Genomic DNA, 19,521 nt, shown 5'->3' with positions numbered 1-19,521 from the left:
ATAGCCGCCGTTACCGCACCAACGGATATATACCCAACCCACCGAAACGCCCCACAGGCCCAGAGCACCCCAAAGCGCTGCGTAAAGACCTATGCCCATGGCAAGCAAACCACCTCCCACCGTTCAGACTTCAGTGGTCTGAGGCTTTACGGACTTCCTGGGCACCTCAGCCAGCACCGGAATCTCCTTCCCTTCAGCATCAAACATCTTACCGCCGCTGAAGTAATCCCCATCGCGCAATGCCGCCACATCATGGAAGTACAGACTGCGCTCAGTCCCCGCCACAAACACCGACTGCTGGTCCGAGTTGCCAGCGGTAAAGTGGTTAAACGCCAGATTCAACAGGATCGCCATGATCGCCGACGAACTGATCCCCGAATGGAAAATCGTCGCGAACCAGGTTGGGAAGTGATCGTAAAAGGTCGGTGCGGCGATGGGGATCATGCCGAAACCGATGCTCGTCGCGACGATGATCAGGTTCATGTTGTTGCGGTAATCCACCTTGGACAGCGTGCGAATACCACTGGCCGCCACCGTTCCAAACAGCACAATCCCGGCACCGCCCAGCACCGATGTCGGCACTGCCGCAATCACCCGGCCCATGAAGGGCAGCAGGCCGAGCACGACCAGGAACACCCCGCCCGTTGCCACCACAAACCGACTCTTCACCCCGGTCACCGCCACCAGGCCGACGTTCTGGGCAAACGCACTCTGGGTGAATGAGCCGAAGATCGGCGCGAACATGCTCGATAGCATATCGGCGCGCAAGCCGTTACCGAGGCGCTTGGAATCGACCTTGGTATCGATGATCTCCCCCACCGCCAGAATGTCCGCCGAGGTTTCCACCAAGGTCACCATCACCACGATGCACATGGAAATGATCGCCGCCACATGAAAGGTCGGCACGCCGAAATGAAAGGGTGTAGGAAAACCGAACATCGGCCCCTGGGTCACCCCGGAGAAATCCGCCATGCCGAGGAACACCGCAATCACGGTGCCAATCACCATCGCCAGCAGGATCGACAAACGCGAGATCGTCGCGCTGCCGATCTTGCTCAGCAGCAACACCAGCACCAGCGTCAGCGCGGCCAGGCCGATGTTCGCCATGCTGCCGAAATCCGCCGCACGGCTATTGCCGCCCATGGCCCAGCGCGCCGCCACGGGCATCAATGTGAGGCCGATGGTGGTGATCACGATGCCGGTCACCAGCGGCGGGAAGAACTTGGTGATCCGTGAGAACACCGGCGTAATCAGTAAGCCGATAAACGACGCGGCCATCACCGCCCCGAGAATCGCCGGCACCCCGCCGGCGCCATCGCTGCCGACAATCGCCACCATGGTTGCCACACCGGCAAACGACACACCCTGCACCAGCGGCAACTGGCAGCCAAAAAACGGCAAGCCCAGGGTTTGCAGCAGCGTGGCCAGGCCACCGGCGAACAGCGATGCGGCGATCAACAGGCCGATATCCGCCGGCGACAAACCGGCCGCCTGGCCGACGATCAACGGTACAGCGACGATGCCGCCGTACATGGTGAGCACATGCTGCAGGCCGTAAGCCATGTTGGCCGCGACGCCGAGATTCTCATCTTCTGGCCGTTGCGGTGACGCCTTCGGGATAGTCATGGTGAGGGGTTCTCTGTTTTTGTTGTGCGAGCACTGTATGCAATGTTTGGACTGTGTGTCCATAGAGTTGTATACAATCAATCGAACAAGATACCCTCCGTCGGCGTTACAAAAACAATTCGGCCGTCATGAGCCAGAACGCCAAAGGACCTGAAACAATGAAAAAGGCATTACAGGGCGCAACCGTTGCATTGACCCTTCTCGGCGGCGGGGAGGCTGTCGCGGTGGAATGGATGAACAACAGCGTAGGGTTTCGCTACGGCCAACACTTCACCAATCCGAATAACCCCGACGATTTCAGCAAGCGCATCTACAGCTTTACCCACGCCAGCGGCTACCGCTACGGCAGCAACTACCTGAACCTTGATGTGTTCCTGTCCGACAGCCATGACCCGCGCAAGGGCACCGACCGGGGTGGCAGCGAGGTCTACGCGGTGTATCGACACCAGTTGTATGCCTCACGGGTCCTGGATGTGCCGCTGGGCACCGGGCTGATCAAGGATTACGCCCTGACGCTGGGCTTTGACGCCAACCGCAACAACAACGCTGCTTCAGCGAAAAAGCGCGCACTTGTCATCGGCCCGACCTTGAAGTTCAACACTGTCGGCGTGCTGGACCTGAGCCTGATGTACTACAAGGAAAGGAACCACACCGGCATCCCCGGCGCACGCGAGTCGAATCACACCTTCGACGACACCTACATGCTCAACCTGACGTGGCTGCGCCCCTTTGAAATCGCCAACCACGCGGCGAAATTCCAGGGGTTTATCAATTACGTCGGGGACAAGGGCGAGGACTACCATGGCCGCGACACCGCGCCGGAAACCCTGATGCGCACCGCGCTGATGGTGGCGGTGCGGCCCGGTAAAAGCGTGAAGCCGAACCTGTATCTGGGGGTGGGTTACGAGTACTGGCATCACAAGTTCGGGGTGGATGGCGGCAGGGGGACCCGCACCTCCACGCCTACGCTGAATATGGAAGTGACATTCTGACTGAAGAAGCCCAATCAACGGTGGGAGCCAGCTCCCAGCGTTTGATCGCATGTGAGTGTTAGGCGTTTGCCAGTTCCGAGTTGTCTGCCTTCGGTCGCGCCAGCCAGTAACCCAACACGGCCAATGGCGCGGTGGCGAGCATCACGATCACGGTGATCAGCAACGGCTGGTCGATCATCGACGACACCAGCAAGCTGCTCAGAAAGCACAGCCCCAGTTGCAGGGTGTTCTGCAGCGCAGCGGCCTTGCCGGAATTTTCCGCAAAGGGCATCAGCGCATTCGCCACCACGATGGGGTAGCTCGCACCGTTGACCAAGGCCATCAGGCAGAAGGGAATCAGCAAGGTGGTCAGGGTCGGCACGGTCAGGGTCGCGACCAGGTACAACGCCACCATGCTGATGCAATAAGCCACCAGCAACCACGGCAGCAAGACTTTGCCCTGGCAGTGCTGCAACGCGCTGCGGCAACTGTAGCCGCCCACCAGAAAGGCCAAGGTCGGCAATACGTAGCTCAGGCCAATGTCGTTCGGGCTGTAGCCCATATCGCCGAGGATGAAGGGCGACGCGGTCAGCCAGGCGAAGAAACTTGCCGAGCACGCGGCGAAGATCATCACGTTGCCGGTAAACACGCGGGAGGTCAGCAACTGCCCGTAACCGAGGCGCGAAGGTTCGCCCTCTTCTGCCCGACGTTTCGGCATCTTGCGCAGGAACAACGTCGGCAGCAGCAACAGCAGCGACACGCCCAGCAACACCCCGAAGATCGCCTGCCAACCGAAGTGATTCAACACCATCGCGCCCAGCAGCGGCGCCAGGGCCGGCGACAGCGACATCAGCGGCATGATGCTGGCGAACACGCGATGGGCCTTGTCGGCCGGGTAGCGGTCAATCACCAGCGCTTGCCAACTGACCGCGGCAGAACACACGCCAATCGCCTGCATAAAGCGCAGCGCCAACAGTTGCGGCGCCGTTTCGACCCAGAACATGCCCAGGCAACCCAACACAAACAGGCTCAAGCCCGTCACCAGGATCGGCTTGCGCCCCAGGCGGTCGGACAACGGCCCCCACAGCAACTGCCCCACCGCGAAGCCGGCGAGAAAAATGCTCAAGCTGGCGCCCACCGCGCCCGCACCAATCTGCAACTGCTCGCCCATTGCGCCGAACGCCGGCAAGTACATGTCCATGGCGAGATAACCGAGCATGCTCAGCCCCGCCAGATACCAAGTGAAGCCAAAAGAATTTTTCATTGAAGCCTTGTTAATCCTGCCATCAAACTATTTGCTGACTGGCGCTCATTATGAAGCTGACAGTTTCTGTGTGAAGCGATAATAATTGGACACCCTTATCAAATATTTTGAAGGCAGCGCTAATGTGGTCTGAATACTCGCTGGACGTCGTGGATGCCGTGGCGCGCCACGGCAGCTTCAGCGCCGCCGCGCAGGAACTGCATCGCGTGCCGTCGGCCATCAGCTATACGGTGCGCCAGCTTGAGGAATGGCTGGCGGTGCCGTTGTTTGTGCGGCGCCATCGCGACGTAGAACTGACCCCGGCCGGCCGTTTATTTATAGATGAAGCCCGCGGCGTGATGAAAAAAATGCTCGGCACACGGCGCTTGTGTCAGCAGGTGGCGAATGGCTGGAGCGGCCAGTTGAAGGTGGCCGTGGACTCCATCGTCAAACCCCAACGCTGTCGGCAGTTGGTGCTGGATTTCTATCGGCAGTTTCCCGAGGTGGAATTGCTGCTGGAATACGAGGTGTACAACGGCGTGTGGGACGCGCTGGCCGATGAACGCACCGACATCGTGATCGGCGCCACCAGCGCGGTGCCGGTGGCCAGCCGCTTCACGTTTCGCGACATGGGGTTGTTGAACTGGCTGTGCGTGGTCAGCGCGAAGCACCCGCTGGCGACGGCCGCGGGCTTGCTCAGTGACGACCAACTGCGCCCGTTCGCCTCGCTTTGCATGACCGACACTTCGCGCAACCTGCCCAAACGCGACACCTGGACCCTGGATAACCAGCGCCGACTGGTGGTGCCCAATTGGGCCTCGGCCATTGATTGCCTGCGCGATGGCCTGTGTGTCGGCATGGCCCCGGCGCATCAGGTGTTGCCGTGGATCGAGCGCGGTGAGCTGGTGGCATTGCAATTAAGCCGGCCGTTCCCGGCCAGCCCGTCGTGTGTGGCCTGGGCACAGAACAAGCTGTCCCCGGCGATGGCGTGGCTGCTGGAGTACCTGGGCGATACCGAGACGATGAACCAGGAATGGCTGAATGGCCCGGATGGCTGAAAGTCACGCAGCTCAACTGTGGGAGCTGGCTTGCCGGCGATAGCGGTGTACCAGCCCCTACATTTGGCACAGACAGATCGCTATCGCAGGCAAGCCAGCTCCCACATTTGCTCGGGCTTCAGTCCAACAAGCGGGTGATGGCCCGCACGATCATCTCGACTTCGTTGGCATCCAGCGTCAGCGGCGGTAGCAGGCGAATGATTTTGCCGCGCGTCACATTGATCAACAGCCCGTGTTCCTGCGCTGCGCGCTGGGCCAGGTCGCGATAGGGGCGGGCCAGTTCGATGCCAATCATCAACCCCTGCCCACGAATCGCCGCTACCTGCGCATGCTCGCTCAACGCCACCTGTAACCGCGCCAGCAGCCGTTCGCCCTGTTGCGCAGCGTTCTGCAGCAGGCCCTGCTCTTCAATAATGTCCAGCACCGTGCAGCCCACGCGACAGGCCAACGGGTTGCCGCCGAACGTGCTGCCGTGGCTACCCGGCGTGAACAACTCAGCCACCGTGGCGCGTGCCAGGCAGGCGCCGATGGGCACGCCGTTGCCGAGGCCTTTGGCCAGGGTCATCACGTCCGGAACAATGCCTTCATGCTGGAACGCAAACCAGCTGCCGGTACGGCCGATGCCGGTCTGTATCTCATCCAGCATCATCAGCCAACCGTGGCGCGAGCAATGCTCGCGCAAGGCTTTGAGGTAGCCGGGCGGCGCGGGTATCACGCCACTTTCGCCCTGGATGGGTTCCAGCAGCACCGCCGCAATGCGTGGGCCGAACGCGTGAGTGAGGGCTTCCAGGGCCGCCAGATCGCCAAAACCGACCTTGAGAAAATCCCCCGGCAAACGCTGAAAGCCCAAGCGCACCGAAGGCCCGTCGCTAGCCGCCATGGTGCCGAGGGTACGCCCGTGGAACGCGTTTTCCATCACCACCACCAGCGGCTCTTCGATGCCTTTTTTCCAACCATGCAAGCGTGCCAGCTTCAGCGCCGTCTCGTTGGCTTCGGCGCCGGAGTTGTTGAAGAAGGCGCGGTCCAGGCCGGACAACTGGGTCAGGCGCTGGGCCAGGCGTTGCTGCCAGTCGATGCTGTAGAGGTTGGACGTATGCAGCAGCAGGCCCGCCTGTTCACTGATTGCCGTGACCAGCCTTGGGTGGGAATGCCCGACATTGGTCACCGCCACACCGGCCACCGCGTCGAGGTATTCGCGGCCCTGCTGGTCCCACAGGCGCGTGCCCAGGCCACGGGTGAAGCTCAGGGCCAAGGGTTGATACGTGGTCATCAGGCAGGCGGCGGTCATGGTGGCAGGCTCCAGTGCATCGTTGGGATAGGTGCAGTATCGTTAGCCACCTGAGCTGGATAAACTGCACATTCCTGCAATGACTTTAAACCGGGGCTTGATAATGGATCTGTTCCAGGCGATGTCGGTGTACGTGAAAGTGGTGGAGACCGGCAGCATGACCGCCGCCGCGCAGGAATGCGGGATGTCGACCACCATGGTCGGCAATCATTTGCGTGCGCTGGAACAACGGCTGGGGGTCAGCCTGCTCAAGCGCACCACCCGCAAACAAAGCCTCACGGAATTCGGCGGGCAGTATTACCAGCGCTGCCTGGAAGTGCTGGGGCTGGTGGCCGACTCCGAACTGCTGGCGGAGCAGGCCCACAGCGACACCCCCAAAGGCAGCCTGCGAATCACTGCACCACCGGTATTCGGCACCGAACGCCTGACGCCCGCCCTGAGTGAGTTTTCCCAGCGCTACCCGCTGATCAACCTGTACGTGGTGCTGAGCAACGAACGCATGGACCTGGTCGACAGCGGCTTTGACGTGGCGATCCGACTCGGCGAGCTGGAGGCCTCCAGCCTGATCGCCCGGCCCATGCAGGCCTACACCCTGACCCTTTGCGCATCACCTGAGTACCTGGCGCGACGCGGCACGCCGCAGACACCCAGCGACCTGCAGCACCATGACTGCCTAGCGTTCGCCTACCCGGCCAACGACAACTGGCGCGACACCGACAAACTGTGGCGCATGACCGGTGAGGAAGGCGAGGTAGAGGTTCCGGTCTCCGGCTCATTGACCATCAACAGCTCACAAGGCTTGCGCCAGGCGGCGGTAAACGGCATGGGCATCATCATGCTGGCCGATGCCCTGGTGCAACCGGACCTGGAGAGCGGCAAGCTGGTGGCCTTGTTAACCACCTACCAACTGCCCAGCCGGCCGATGCACCTGCTTTACCGACAAGACCGCTACCGCCTGCCCAAACTGCGCGCCTTCGTGGACTTCGCCATGGAAAAATGGGCGCGCTAGAACCTCACGCCCAACTCACGCAAACCTGCCGCCGTACGCTCGGCCGACACATGGTGAATGCCCTGCCAGCCAAGGGCGACAGCGGCGTCGATATTGCCGGCAACATCGTCGATAAACACCAGTTCACGCGGCTCGATATCCGGCAGATGCGCGCGCACCTGGGCCAGGCTCGCCTCATAGATCGCCGCATCCGGCTTGATCTGCTTTAGCTCGCCCGACACCACGATGTCGCGAAAACGCTGCAGGAACGGATAGTTGGCCCGCGCATAGGGGAAGGTTTCAGCGGACCAGTTGGTGAGCCCGAACAGCGGCATATCGGCCGCATGCAAGGCTTCGAGGATCGCCACGCCGTCGGGCAATGAGCCGCGCAGCATCTCGTGCCAGCGCTCGTAATAGGCCTGGATCAAGGCTTGGTGTTGCGGGTATTGCTCAACCAGGTGGCGCGTGCCTTCGGCCAGGCTACGACCGGCGTCCTGCTCGGTGTTCCAGGCTTGAGTGCAAATGGTTTCGAGAAAGTGGTGCCGCTCGTGATCGTCGGTAATCAGCTTGCGGTAGAGGTGCTGCGGGTTCCAGTCGAACAGGACACCGCCGAAATCAAAAACTACTGCACGAATCGTCATCAGATCCTCCGTTGGCGTGGCGTGATAGCCCAAGGAGTCTGGCAGATTGTGAGCGAGGGTGGGAGCGCGAAGGAATGCAGGAGGGTTGCGATTCACCGAAGGCAAAAGTGGGCGCGGCTGGTGTGGGAGCTGGCTTGCCTGCGATGCAGTCACCTCGGTGTATCCGTTACACCGCGGCGATGCTATCGCGGGCAAGCCCGGCTCCCACACAGGCCCGCGCCCACATTGTTGACGGTGTTTAGGCTTGGACTAAGCCATTGATCTTCACTGTCGGGTTCACATCGGCTTCGTAATCCACGCCGTCGACTTCAAAGCCGAACAAGCGCAGGAATTCAGCCTTGTAGCCGGCGAAATCGCTGATCTCGTTGACGTTGTCGTCGGTCACTTGGTTCCACAGCGCCGCTACGGCGTCCTGGACTTTAGGTTCCAGCTCGGCCAGGTCGGCGCGCAGGCGGCCGTCGGCGTCCAGCTTCGGCGCTGTGCCGTACAGGCTGTCCTTGAACAAGCCGTAGACCTGCTCGATGCAGCCTTCGTGGGTGCCCTGCTCTTTCATCACTTTGAACAGCAACGACAGGTACAGCGGCATGATCGGGATCGCCGAGCTCGCCTGGGTAACCACGGCCTTGAGCACCGACACACGGGCATCGCCCTTGAGCGCCGCGAGGTTGTCGCGCAGGGTCAGGACTTTTTTATCCAGATCCTTTTTGGCTTCGCCGATGGAGCCGTTCCAGTAGATGTCCTGGGTCAGCTTCTCGCCCAGGTAGGTGAACGCGGTGGTCTTGGCGCCTTCGGCCAACACGTCCGCATCACGCAGGGCGTCGATCCACAGCTGCCAGTCTTCGCCACCCATGACTTTCACGGTGCCGTCGATTTCTTCCTGGGTCGCAGGCTCGAGGGTGGTGTCGACCACCACGCCTTTATCGGTGTTGATACCGCGCAGGGTCACGGCCTTGCCGATCGGCTTGAGGGTGGAGGTGTGCACCACGCCCTGCGGGTCGGTACGGCGTGGCGCGGCCAGGCTGTAAACCACCAGGTCGATCTTGCCCAGGTCTTTCTTGATGGTTTCGATGGTCAGGCGCTTGATCTCGTCGGAGAACGCGTCGCCGTTGATGCTCTTGGCGTACAGGCCTTTTTCGACGGCAAACTTCTCGAACGCCGCGCTGTTGTACCAGCCGGCGGAGCTCAGCTTGCCTTCTTCGCCTTCTTTCTCAAAAAACACACCCAGGGTGTCGGCGCCGCAGCCAAACGCAGCACTGATGCGCGCGGCCAGGCCGTAACCGGTGGAAGCGCCGAGGACCAGCACCTTCTTTGGGCCGCCTGCAATGGCGCCATGCTGGGTTACGTAGTCGATCTGTTCCTTGACGTTCGCTTCACAGCCCACAGGGTGAGCGGTCACACAGATAAAGCCACGAACCCGCGGTTTGATGATCATAAAATTTCTGCCTCTTCCAAGGTGCCGAAGGCCAATGGTGGCCATTCAACTTCAATCGTACCGGTCTATGACGTCTGAAAAACCGAAGCGTCACGATAGTCGCAAATCTTCTGTTTACAAAATCCAATCAACAAAACCCGATGCACACCGCACCGCGGGGTTAAAAACTGTGTCGGGCCTTCACAAATTCGCAATATTTAAAACGCCCAGCGCCGTGATAACCCACTATCATGGCGGGATTGTTTCGCTTTGTTTCCGGTCCGGAGCCTCGCTTCATGAGTAAAAGTGCTGTTCAAAAAAAACTGGTCTCAGTCGCCTGGGTTCTCGGCGTTCTGCTGTTCATCTACTGCTTCCCACGCACCAGCCTGGTATTTCTGCTGCTGGTCCTGTTCTGCGGCATTTATGACTTCCTGCGCAACGGCCTGTATGACCGTGACACCATCAAGAAGTACTTCGTCGGCAATGGCCGCAATACCTGGATATTGGCGCCGTTCAACACCCTGTTCGACCTGCTGAGCCTGCGCAACCGTCACGTCTACACCATGCGCGACCTGCCGCCGGCCTGGCGTGAAGACCTGCAACAGGTGATCGACGACGCCATGGCCAACAAGGATGAAATCATCAGCTACCTGGACGAGCGCATGGCCGAGAAAAAACGCGGCATGTTGTTCTTCCAATGGTACGGCCGCCCCATCGAAACCACCCTGGACATCCCGCAACTGCGCAAGAAACTGCCATTTGTGAAGACCATCGGCGTGTCGGTGTTCAACGAAAACCGCTCGACGTCCTTCCACTTCGGCCCGCTGCGCATGATGTTCCGCGTGCTCTACAACATGGCCCCGGCGCCTCACCATGAGGGTGTTTACATCCAGGTGGGCAAGCACAAGCACTACTGGCACGACGACCCGCTGTTCATCTTCGATGACACGCTGATGCATGCGTCCTTCAACAAGAACGACGCAAAACGGTACTGCCTGTTCATTGACATCGTTCGTCCGACCTTGCTGCCGTCAGTGCTCAATGCCGTGATCTCGGGTTTTGCCGGGCTGGTCTTTACCCTGCGTCGAGTTTTCTACAAAAACTGGAAGCTGATTCAGTAAGTTCTGCGGCATGATGGTGCTGGACGGAGTTTGCGCATGGCCCCAGGCCTGCCAAACTAACCGTCGCGTGCGACCGAGTCCGGCGCTCACCATTCTCCAGCCACCGCCGCCCACGGCGGGTGCGGTGGCTGTGTTTTCAAGGAATCAGAATGCCCCAACGTCAAGTCATCAATGCCTCCGTCAGCCCCAAGGGCAGCCTCGAAACCCTCTCCCAACGTGAAGTCCAGCAACTGAGTAAAGCCGGAACCGGCAGCATCTACACGCTGTTCCGCCAATGCGCCCTGGCCATCCTCAACACCGGCGCGCATATCGACAACGCCAAGACCATCCTCGACGCTTATCAAGACTTTGAAGTGCGCATCCACCAGCAGGACCGCGGCGTGCGCCTGGAACTGTTGAATGCACCGGCCGACGCGTTCGTCGATGGCGAAATGATCGCCAGCACCCGCGAAATGCTCTTCAGCGCCCTGCGCGACATCGTCTACACCGAGAACGAGCTGGGCAGCCAGCGCATCGACCTGAGCGACTCCCAAGGCATCACCGACTACGTCTTCCACCTGCTGCGCAACGCCCGCACGTTGCGCCCGGGCGTCGAGCCGAAAATCGTGGTGTGCTGGGGCGGGCACTCGATCAATACCGAAGAATACAAATACACCAAGAAAGTCGGCCACGAACTGGGCCTGCGCAGCCTCGACGTATGCACCGGCTGCGGCCCCGGCGTGATGAAAGGCCCGATGAAAGGCGCGACCATTTCCCACGCCAAACAACGCATTACCGGCGGGCGCTACCTGGGCCTGACCGAGCCGGGCATCATCGCGGCCGAAGCCCCGAACCCCATCGTTAACGAACTGGTGATCCTACCGGACATCGAAAAACGCCTGGAAGCCTTCGTGCGCGTCGGCCACGGCATCATCATCTTCCCGGGCGGCGCCGGCACGGCCGAAGAGTTCCTGTACCTGCTGGGCATCCTGATGCACCCGGACAACCGCGATGTACCGTTCCCGGTCATCCTCACCGGGCCCAAACACGCCGCGCCGTACCTACAACAACTGCACGCGTTCGTCGGCGCCACCCTCGGCGAAGCGGCGCAGGCGCACTACCAGATCATCATCGACGACCCGGCCGAAGTGGCCCGCCAGATGACCGTCGGGCTCAAGGCCGTGAAACAGTTCCGTCGCGAACGCAACGACGCGTTCCACTTCAACTGGCTGCTCAAGATCGACGAAGGCTTCCAGCGCCCGTTCGACCCGACTCACGAAAACATGGCCGGCCTGCAGCTGAGCCTTACGCTGCCGCCCCACGAACTGGCAGCCAACCTGCGCCGCGCGTTCTCCGGGATTGTGGCCGGTAACGTCAAGGACAAGGGCATTCGCCTGATCGAACAGCACGGGCCGTATGAAATCCACGGCGACCCGGCCATCATGAAACCGCTGGACGAACTGCTGCAGGCATTTGTCGCCCAACACCGCATGAAATTGCCGGGCGGCGCGGCGTATGTGCCGTGCTATCGCGTGGTTCAGTAAGCGTCTAGCGCTGCACCGCCACACATTTGATTTCCACCAGCAGCCCGGGGTGCGCCAGTTCGGACACCCCGATTGTGGTCCAGGCGCACTGCCCGCGTGGAAACAGGCGGTTTTTCACTTCACGAAAAACCGCCATGTGCTGGCGCATGTTCACGTGATACGTGGTCATGTCCACCACGTCATCGAAGCTGCAACCGCCCTCCTCCAATACGTCCCTCAGGTTTTCCCAGGCCGCGATGAATTGCGCCTCGGGATCGTCGATCACGGCCAGATGCGGCGTACGGCCGACCTGGCCTGCGCAGTAAAGAGTATTGCCAACTTTTACCGCAGGGACGTAGCCGGCGCGCTCGACTATGGGTTGCATGGCGGCAGGAATGATCAGGTGGCGGTCGGTCATAGCGTGTATCTCTTGAGGCCGGAGGAAAGCGTGTGAGAGCGCACAGTTCGAACTAGGGTTTTACCTGTTCCCACTCACTCACACCAGCCGAGCAACCTATGGACCAACGGATCTTGTCCTTCATCAATCCTTACCTTAACGTAAGGAATATCACGATGGAGATTTTCACTATGGCCACCGCCACACTCACCTCGAAAGGGCAAATCACTATCCCCGTGCAAGTGCGCACCGCGCTTGGCCTGGAAACAGGCGACCGGGTTGAATTTGTCGAAACGGAAGACGGCAAGTTTTCCATCATCGCCGCGAGCAAAACCGTGCAGGACCTCAAGGGGCTGATCCGCAAGCCCGCACAGGCTGTGTCGATCGAAGACATGAACCGCGCCATCGCCGCGCAAGGAGCCAACGCCGGATGATCGGGCTCGATACCAATGTGCTGGTGCGCTATGTCACCCAGGATGACCCCGTGCAATCGCCCAAGGCCTCGGCGTTGATCGAGTCGCTCACCAGCGTGTCGCCGGGCTTTGTCAGCCTGGTGTCGGTGGTGGAATTGGTCTGGGTGCTGCAAAGCTGCTATCAATCGGCCAAAAGCGACGTGGTGACCGTGCTGGAAACGCTGCTGCGCACCCGTGAACTGACCGTCGAGCACGCCGAGATCATCTGGCAGGCACTGCGACGATTCACAGGCGGCAAAGCCGACTTCGCCGACTACCTGATCGAACGCTGCGCCCATGCAGCCGGCTGTGAATACACCGCCACCTTTGACCTCAACGCGGCCAAGGCCACGGGGATGAAACGCCTGGCCTGAGCCGCAGCGTTGCGACGAACGCCGGGCTTTGGTAAAAAACGCCACCGCCCTTGATCAAGAGAACTCCCCTCGTGCGTACGTTGATTCTTGTTGCCATGGCCATGGCGCCCACCCTCGCCCTGGCCGACACCATTACCTGGCCTGAGCTGCCGACAACCTGCTTCGTCAGCGGCCGCTCCGCGACCAGCGTGGATATCGATAGCGGCTGTGCGGCATTTACGCTGAATGTGCGAGGCAAGCCGGCGGGCTCACCGATCAAGGTGGATGTCCCGCAGTACGCCCTGCATGTGGATGAAGCCACCGGTAAGGAAACACCGGTGATCATCATTCAGGCCGAAGAAAACGGCGAAACCCAGATAGTCGGCTATCAGGAACTGGGCAGCGACCAACTCGGTGCCGCGTTGCTGCGAGAGGTCAAGCTGTTAGGCACCCAAAAGCCGATCTGATTGAGGTTCAGCGAACCCAGCCACCGCCCTGCCAGTGGTAACCGTCATTGCGCTGCACCCAGTGCGGATGCACATAGCGATAACCTTCGCGCACCGGCTCCCAATGGCCGTGCACCGCGACATAGCGGCCGCCTTGCCAACGCCAGTAACCGCGTGACCACACATAGCCATAGCGTGCAGCCGGCTCGACTTCGATCACCTGGACCGGCGGCGGTTGTGGCGCAACCACTTCAACGTACTCACGCTGTACCGGCCCGCGCTCATGTACCACGCGCTCTTGCACACACCCGGACGCCGCGACGACGACCGCCGCCAATGCCGCATAACGTAGCAACATACAAAATCCTCGGGCGCTAACGCCCAGCACTTACATCAGAAAAAATGCCCCCTTGTTGCAGCTTCGCTCCTGCTTGGCTCTGGGTTCTTTTTAACAAATGATGTCTGTCGGATTGCTGAACCCATGGGCCTCAAGGCGTGCATACGACAGTCGGTTGTTCCAGGCATACGAGCATCCGCCGGGCGCTCACCACATGGACACGGGATGGGCGGGTTAAACCCGGTGTCCACCGCTAGCCCTCACGCCGGGCCGAAGCGTGCCAGCACCGCCTCGACAAATCGCCGCAACTTGGCCGTGCGCTGCCGGTTGGCGGTGTAAACCAGATGCATGGGGCGGCTGGGCGCTTCAAAGGCCGGCAGCACGCGTACCAGTTCGCCTTTGGCCAATGCGGTGCGCAGGAAGTCTTCGGCGCCGAGAACGATGCCGAACCCATCCAGTGCCGCCGACATCAACGCCCTGCTTTCATTGATGTGCAGACGGCTGGCCACCCGCACCGTGTAGGGCGTCGCGTTTTGGTGAAAGACCCACTCGCGGTCCGCCGGGCGTGACCAGAAGGCGTAGCCCAGGCATTCATGTTGCTCAAGGTCCGCCGGCCGCTGCGGTATACCCCGCGCCGCGAGGTACGCCGGCGCCGCACAGACCACCAGCCGATAAGGCGCCAGCGGCCGGGCCGTCAAGCCCGTGGTGCCCAACGGGCCGATCCGGAAGGCCGCCTCATAGCCTTCCTCCACCAGGTCAACGAAACGATCCGTCAGGTGCAGGTCGATTTCCACGTCCGGGTTGTCGCGCAAAAAGGCGGTAATCAGCGGCATCAGGCTGTAGGAGCCGAAGGTGACCGGGGCGGTAATTTTCAGCTTGCCGCGCGGCGTGTCATTCATGATCTGGGCGAGTGAATCGGCAGCCTGCGCCTCCGTCAGGATATGTTTGCAACGATCGTAGTACGCGTGCCCCAGCTCGGTCAGGCTTTGCCGTCGCGTGGTGCGGTTGAGCAAACGGGCGCCGAGGCGCTGCTCCAGCGCGGCAACATGTTTGGCCACCATCTGCGCCGACAGGCCCAAGCGCTCGGCGGCACGCGCGTAAGAGCCCAACTCGGCGGCCACCACAAAGGCATTCATGCTTGAAAGGCGGTCCATCATTCCCAACTCCCAGTAACAACACCCAAGCCAAAACGCGTATTTATCGCCAGTTAGTCGCGAATCATCATAGCCGCTCTACGATTGATCAGGAGCAAGGCCATGAAGATCGGTGTGATTGGAGCAGGTTTTATCGGACGTGCCGTGGCACAGCTCGCGCTGGCTGCCGGGCATGACGTGATGTTGAGCAACTCCCGCGGCCCGCACACCATGAGCAGCGTGCTCAGCGGCATACTCGGCGTCCAGGTGGGCAGCGCTGAAGATGCCGCAAAGTTTGGCGACGTGGTGTTGGTGGCGATTCCCCTGGAACACTACCGCAGCGTGCCCGCACAGTGGCTGGAAGGCAAAACGGTGCTGGACGCGAACAATTACTACCCGAACCGCGATGGGCATATCCCGGTGCTGGACCGCTTTGAAACCACCACCAGCCGGCTGCTTGCCGAGCACTTACCGCACTCACACGTCGTGAAGGTGTTCAATGCGATCTTTGCCCCAGACCTGACGCAAGACGCCCGCCCCCACGGCGCGCCCGACCGCCGTGCACTGCCGGTGGCTGCCGATGACGCCACGGCCAAGGCGCAGGTAATCCGCCTGCTCGACGAACTCGGTTTCGACGCGGTGGACGCCGGCGGGCTGGATGAAAGCTGGCGTTTTGAACGGGCGAAACCCGCCTATTGCGTGCCGCTGGACCAAGCGGGTTTAAAGGCGGCGCTGGCAGCGGCCGAACGCACGGTTGAACTGCCTGCGGTCGAGCGCGTTCGCGCCTGAACACTGGCCCACAAAAAAGCCCGCTGACCGTTACCGGTTCAGCGGGCTTTTTAACATCGGGCTTGGCTTACAGCGCCAGGTCAGACGCCGGCTTGCTCGGCTCAGCCGCAGGCTTGGCAGCCTCGGTGGCCTGAGTTGCCTTGGGTGCGTTCAACTGCGGAATCGCAGGCGGTGGGGTCAGTTGCAGGACGCCGGCCGTGTAGGCCCATTCCTTGGCAACAGCCTCAGGGCTGTCGTTCAGCTTGGTGCCGTAGCTCGGTACGATCTGGTGCAGTTTGGCCTGCCACTCAGGGGTCGCGACCTTGTCCTTGAACACTTTTTGCAGCACGGTCAGCATGATCGGAGCCGCGGTGGACGCGCCTGGCGATGCACCCAACAGGCCGGCGATGGTGTTGTCGGCGGAGCTGACCACTTCGGTGCCGAGTTTCAGGACGCCGCCCTGCTCTTCGTCACGCTTGATGATCTGCACGCGCTGACCGGCTTGCCACAGGCGCCAGTCGGACTGCTTGGCGTTCGGGAAGTACTCTTGCAACGCCTTGAAGCGGTCGTCATCGGACAGCATCAGTTGGCCGGCGAGGTACTCAACCAGTGGGTATTCACGAATACCGACTTTGGTCATTGGCCAGATGTTGTGGGTGGTGGTGCTGGTCAGCAGGTCCAGGTACGAGCCTTCCTTCAGGAACTTGGTCGAGAAGGTCGCGAATGGGCCAAACAGAATCACGCGCTTGCCATCCAGCACGCGGGTGTCCAGGTGCGGCACCGACATCGGTGGCGCGCCAACCGAAGCCTTACCGTAGGCCTTGGCCATGTGCTGCTCGGCGATGGCCGGGTTATCGGTCACCAGGAACGAACCGCCCACCGGGAAGCCTGCGTATTCCTTGGCTTCAGGAATGCCCGACTTCTGCAGCAGGTGCAATGCACCGCCGCCGGCGCCGATGAACACGAACTTGGCGTCGGTTTCAGTCTTGGTGCCGTCTTTCAGGTTTTTGTAGCTCACACGCCACGAACCGTCGGCGTTCTTGGTGATGTCCTGCACTTCGCTCGACAGTTTCAGGTCGAACTTCGGCGTGGTTTGCAGGTGAGCGACGAACTGGCGGGTGATCTCGCCGAAGTTCACGTCGGTGCCGATCGGGGTCCAGGTGGCCGCGATTTTCTGGTTCGGGTCACGCCCTTCCATCATCAGCGGAACCCACTTGGCGATCTGCGCCGGGTCTTCGGAGTACTGCATGCCGGCGAACAGCGGGCTCGCTTGCAGGGCTTCGTAGCGTTTTTTCAGGAACTTGATGTTGTCATCGCCCCACACAAAGCTCATGTGCGGTGTGGAGTTGATGAACGAACGCGGGTTCTTCAGCACGCCCTGCTGGACCTGCCAGGACCAGAACTGACGGGAAATCTGGAACGCTTCGTTGATCTCGACCGCTTTCGGGATCTCAACGGTGCCGTCCTTGTTTTCCGGGGTGTAGTTCAGCTCAGCCAGGGCTGAGTGACCGGTACCGGCGTTGTTCCAGCCGTTGGAGCTTTCTTCAGCCACGCCATCGAGGCGCTCGACCATCTCCATCGACCAGTCCGGCTGCAGCTCATTGAGCCAAACACCCAGGGTCGCACTCATGATGCCGCCGCCGATCAGCAGCACATCGACTTTCTTTGCCTCTTCCGCGTGAACGGACGTGATCCCCATCGACAAAGCCAGCCCCAGCAGGGCAGTGTTTACTTTTTTAAACATCAGTAGCACCTATGATAAAACGCCATCCGCCCCACTGCCCCTGAGCATGGGCAACCCTCTATCGCGCTGCGTCAGGCAACGCACCGCGGGGTTTGCACATTCACGTAAGGGCCGCAGGGTGGGCACACAAGGCCGACGTATCGACCTCACTTTTATGTCCCTTCTGCGCTGACTTCTTATCATTATTGGCTTCAGCTACCTGGGCGACAGCCAACCGCCGGGACGTATACGGGTGTACGCACCGGGGAAAGACTAGACCAAGACGGCGCGCAGAATATCACGCTAAACAGCGTTTATGCGTCGTTTGGCCAATTGACAGCGCTAAAACCGGACTTTTCCCCGCCCCTGTCAAGCCGAGCGAGCGCGACGTGGCGTCACAGGGTCGCAATTGGCGCGGAACTCTCGCGGTCATGGCTGTTCTAGACACCTTCGCCGCTGCTTGCGTAGCATCGGCGGCGGTCCTTCGTGCACTTCACCCACACAGAGTTACCCATGACTATCCAGCAAACACCCGGGCATGTACTGCCCGCGCGCAGCGCCGCCAAAATGGAAGCGGCCATGGCCGTGGGCGCCTTCGCGATCGGCACCGGCGAATTCGCCATCATGGGCCTGATGCCCGACATCGCCCAGAATTTGAACTTGAGTGAACCGCAAGTCGGCCACGCCATCAGCGCCTACGCCCTCGGCGTGATGGTCGGCGCGCCACTGCTGGCGATCCTCGGCGCCAAACTGCTGCGCAAACACATGCTGTTATTGCTGATGGGACTCTACGCCCTGGGCAACCTCGCCACCGCCTTCACCCCGACCTTCGGCTCGCTGGTGGCCTTCCGCTTTATCAGCGGCCTGCCCCACGGCGCCTACTTCGGCATCGCCGCCGTCGTCGCCTCCAGCATGGTGCCCAACGACAAACGCGCCGGCGCCGTGGCCCGGGTGATGATGGGCCTCACCCTCGCCATGCTGCTCGGCAACCCCATCGCGACCTTCCTGGGCCAACACCTCGGCTGGCGCTCGGCGTTCGCGCTGGTCAGCGCCATCGCCCTGTGCACCATCGCCCTCGTCTGGCAATTCGTCCCCGACCGCCGCGACGAACCGCGCAGCGACCCACGCAAAGAACTGCGCGCCTTCACCAAACCCCAAGTGTGGATGGCGCTGTCGATCGGCGCGATTGGCTTTGCCGGCATGTTCTGCGTGTTCAGCTACCTCGCCCCGACCATGCTCGAAGTGACCAAAGTCTCGCCCCAATGGATTCCCTTCGGCCTCGCCGCGTTTGGTGTGGGCGGCATCATCGGCAACATTGCCGGCGGCAAACTGTTTGACCGCATGCAATTCCGCGCGGTGGGCTTGATCTTGGTGTGGTCGATAGCGGTGCTGCTGTTCTTCCCCTTCGCGGCATCCTCGCTATGGGGCGTGCTACTGAGCATGGGCCTGGTCGGCACCATGGTGGCGTTGGCCGCACCGCTGCAAATCCGCCTGATGGACATCGCCCACGAAGCCCCGAGCCTGGCGGCAGCCTCCAACCACGCCGCGTTCAACCTGGCAAACGCGCTGGGGCCGTGGTTTGGCGGTATGGCAATTACCGCGGGATACGGCTGGACCAGCACCGGCTACATCGGCGCCGCCACAGCGTTGGTCGGCCTGGGCATCTACCTCATCGCCCGCCGCATGAAAGGCGGCCACTGACACCACCTTTTTAAAGCCCACCCAAGATCCAATGTGGGAGCGGGCTTGCTCGCGAAAGCGGTGGGTCAGTCACCAAGTCAATGACTGCCCCACCACCCCATCAATCATCATGCAACAACCCCGACCCATACTCCCCATAACTACTGCCCAACCCACTCCCGCCAAAATTCATCTTGGCGGCCTTGCTCGGGCTATGGTCCCCGAACGCCTGGCATCCCCCCGAAAAACACGGGTCACTGCTCCCGCCCAACGACCCCGTCGAACAAGCACCCAACAGCAACGTGCCAGCAATCAGCGCGACTTTAACCAGGTTCGAGATCATATTTTCAGTTCCCTATGGGCTGGAGGTGCGGGGGTCCTCT

The 19,521-nt window shown here is 61.1% G+C and carries 20 protein-coding genes; 10 read left to right on the top strand and 10 right to left on the bottom strand.

The genetic code is table 11. The features are described from left to right. Positions 1-123: 123 nt before the first annotated feature. Positions 124-1,626, bottom strand: coding sequence for a nucleobase:cation symporter-2 family protein (locus A7D21_RS22000; RefSeq protein WP_069552683.1), 1,503 nt, complete (start codon positions 1,624-1,626; stop codon positions 124-126). Positions 1,627-1,784: 158 nt separating this feature from the next. Between A7D21_RS22000 and A7D21_RS21995 the strand changes: the two genes are divergently transcribed. Further along, positions 1,785-2,618: a nucleoside-binding protein gene (locus A7D21_RS21995; protein ID WP_069552682.1), complete on the top strand. Its 834-nt coding sequence runs from the start codon at positions 1,785-1,787 to the stop codon at positions 2,616-2,618. A gap of 58 nt (positions 2,619-2,676) precedes the next feature. Here the strand turns inward: A7D21_RS21995 and punC are convergent, their stop codons facing one another. Then, on the bottom strand, positions 2,677-3,861 hold the full coding sequence (gene punC, locus A7D21_RS21990) for a purine nucleoside transporter PunC (protein ID WP_064451469.1): 1,185 nt from the start codon (positions 3,859-3,861) through the stop codon (positions 2,677-2,679). 122 nt (positions 3,862-3,983) lie between these two features. Here punC and punR point away from each other — a divergent pair, with 122 nt between their 5' ends. Continuing rightward, the gene (punR, locus tag A7D21_RS21985; RefSeq protein ID WP_053255081.1) at positions 3,984-4,898 is read left to right on the top strand and encodes a DNA-binding transcriptional activator PunR; all 915 of its coding nucleotides are present in this window, start codon (positions 3,984-3,986) and stop codon (positions 4,896-4,898) included. A gap of 118 nt (positions 4,899-5,016) precedes the next feature. Here punR and A7D21_RS21980 read toward each other — a convergent pair whose 3' ends face one another. Continuing rightward, complete coding sequence (locus tag A7D21_RS21980) at positions 5,017-6,186, bottom strand: aspartate aminotransferase family protein (protein WP_053255080.1); 1,170 nt, start codon at positions 6,184-6,186, stop codon at positions 5,017-5,019. 103 nt (positions 6,187-6,289) lie between these two features. On the opposite strand from A7D21_RS21980, the gene A7D21_RS21975 reads away from it, so the two are divergent. Then, entirely contained in the window at positions 6,290-7,195 is a 906-nt protein-coding gene (locus tag A7D21_RS21975) for a LysR family transcriptional regulator (RefSeq protein WP_053255079.1), read from the top strand. On the opposite strand, the gene A7D21_RS21970 is transcribed toward A7D21_RS21975, so the two are convergent. Continuing rightward, positions 7,192-7,815, bottom strand: coding sequence for an HAD family phosphatase (locus tag A7D21_RS21970; RefSeq protein ID WP_053255078.1), 624 nt, complete (start codon positions 7,813-7,815; stop codon positions 7,192-7,194). The genes A7D21_RS21975 and A7D21_RS21970 overlap by 4 nt on opposite strands. A 238-nt stretch (positions 7,816-8,053) precedes the next feature. Next, positions 8,054-9,247 carry an enoyl-ACP reductase FabV gene (fabV, locus tag A7D21_RS21965; protein WP_053255077.1) on the bottom strand — a complete coding sequence of 398 codons (1,194 nt, stop codon included), beginning with the start codon at positions 9,245-9,247 and terminating at the stop codon, positions 8,054-8,056. A 275-nt stretch (positions 9,248-9,522) separates the two neighbouring features. Between fabV and A7D21_RS21960 the strand changes: the two genes are divergently transcribed. Then, positions 9,523-10,347, top strand: coding sequence for an aspartyl/asparaginyl beta-hydroxylase domain-containing protein (locus tag A7D21_RS21960; RefSeq protein WP_053255076.1), 825 nt, complete (start codon positions 9,523-9,525; stop codon positions 10,345-10,347). A gap of 149 nt (positions 10,348-10,496) precedes the next feature. Continuing rightward, positions 10,497-11,870: a nucleotide 5'-monophosphate nucleosidase PpnN gene (ppnN, locus tag A7D21_RS21955; RefSeq protein WP_069552681.1), complete on the top strand. Its 1,374-nt coding sequence runs from the start codon at positions 10,497-10,499 to the stop codon at positions 11,868-11,870. A 4-nt stretch (positions 11,871-11,874) separates the two neighbouring features. Here the strand turns inward: ppnN and A7D21_RS21950 are convergent, their stop codons facing one another. Continuing rightward, positions 11,875-12,267, bottom strand: a complete 393-nt coding sequence (locus A7D21_RS21950) for a RidA family protein (protein WP_069552680.1) — start codon at positions 12,265-12,267, stop codon at positions 11,875-11,877. Between the two features lie 155 nt (positions 12,268-12,422). Between A7D21_RS21950 and A7D21_RS21945 the strand changes: the two genes are divergently transcribed. From A7D21_RS21945 to A7D21_RS21935, 3 genes are all read left to right on the top strand, one after another. Further along, positions 12,423-12,680 (top strand): AbrB/MazE/SpoVT family DNA-binding domain-containing protein, encoded by a 258-nt coding sequence (locus A7D21_RS21945; RefSeq protein WP_017137462.1) that lies wholly within the window; start codon positions 12,423-12,425, stop codon positions 12,678-12,680. After that, positions 12,677-13,072, top strand: coding sequence for a PIN domain-containing protein (locus A7D21_RS21940; protein WP_053255073.1), 396 nt, complete (start codon positions 12,677-12,679; stop codon positions 13,070-13,072). The genes A7D21_RS21945 and A7D21_RS21940 overlap by 4 nt, the downstream gene beginning before the upstream one ends. Before the next feature lie 101 nt (positions 13,073-13,173). After that, positions 13,174-13,518: a hypothetical protein gene (locus A7D21_RS21935; RefSeq protein ID WP_053255355.1), complete on the top strand. Its 345-nt coding sequence runs from the start codon at positions 13,174-13,176 to the stop codon at positions 13,516-13,518. Positions 13,519-13,525: 7 nt separating this feature from the next. On the opposite strand, the gene A7D21_RS21930 is transcribed toward A7D21_RS21935, so the two are convergent. Further along, a complete protein-coding gene (locus A7D21_RS21930) occupies positions 13,526-13,855 on the bottom strand; it encodes a YXWGXW repeat-containing protein (protein ID WP_053255072.1) in 330 nt (109 codons plus the stop codon). Positions 13,856-14,094: 239 nt separating this feature from the next. Beyond that, the gene (locus A7D21_RS21925) at positions 14,095-14,991 is read right to left on the bottom strand and encodes a LysR family transcriptional regulator (RefSeq protein ID WP_069552679.1); all 897 of its coding nucleotides are present in this window, start codon (positions 14,989-14,991) and stop codon (positions 14,095-14,097) included. A gap of 99 nt (positions 14,992-15,090) precedes the next feature. Here A7D21_RS21925 and A7D21_RS21920 point away from each other — a divergent pair, with 99 nt between their 5' ends. Next, complete coding sequence (locus A7D21_RS21920; RefSeq protein ID WP_053255070.1) at positions 15,091-15,756, top strand: NADPH-dependent F420 reductase; 666 nt, start codon at positions 15,091-15,093, stop codon at positions 15,754-15,756. 67 nt (positions 15,757-15,823) lie between these two features. Here A7D21_RS21920 and mqo read toward each other — a convergent pair whose 3' ends face one another. Further along, positions 15,824-17,479 carry a malate dehydrogenase (quinone) gene (gene mqo, locus A7D21_RS21915; RefSeq protein ID WP_053255069.1) on the bottom strand — a complete coding sequence of 552 codons (1,656 nt, stop codon included), beginning with the start codon at positions 17,477-17,479 and terminating at the stop codon, positions 15,824-15,826. A gap of 492 nt (positions 17,480-17,971) precedes the next feature. Between mqo and A7D21_RS21910 the strand changes: the two genes are divergently transcribed. Continuing rightward, the gene (locus A7D21_RS21910) at positions 17,972-19,159 is read left to right on the top strand and encodes an MFS transporter (RefSeq protein WP_069552678.1); all 1,188 of its coding nucleotides are present in this window, start codon (positions 17,972-17,974) and stop codon (positions 19,157-19,159) included. Between the two features lie 100 nt (positions 19,160-19,259). Here the strand turns inward: A7D21_RS21910 and A7D21_RS36300 are convergent, their stop codons facing one another. Continuing rightward, positions 19,260-19,481 (bottom strand): hypothetical protein, encoded by a 222-nt coding sequence (locus A7D21_RS36300; protein WP_069552677.1) that lies wholly within the window; start codon positions 19,479-19,481, stop codon positions 19,260-19,262. Positions 19,482-19,521 lie beyond the last annotated feature (40 nt).

The sequence above is a fragment of the Pseudomonas sp. AP19 genome (genome assembly GCF_001728855.1).
GTDB lineage: Bacteria > Pseudomonadota > Gammaproteobacteria > Pseudomonadales > Pseudomonadaceae > Aquipseudomonas > Aquipseudomonas fluorescens.
This window is presented reverse-complemented; position numbering and strand designations above follow the sequence as displayed.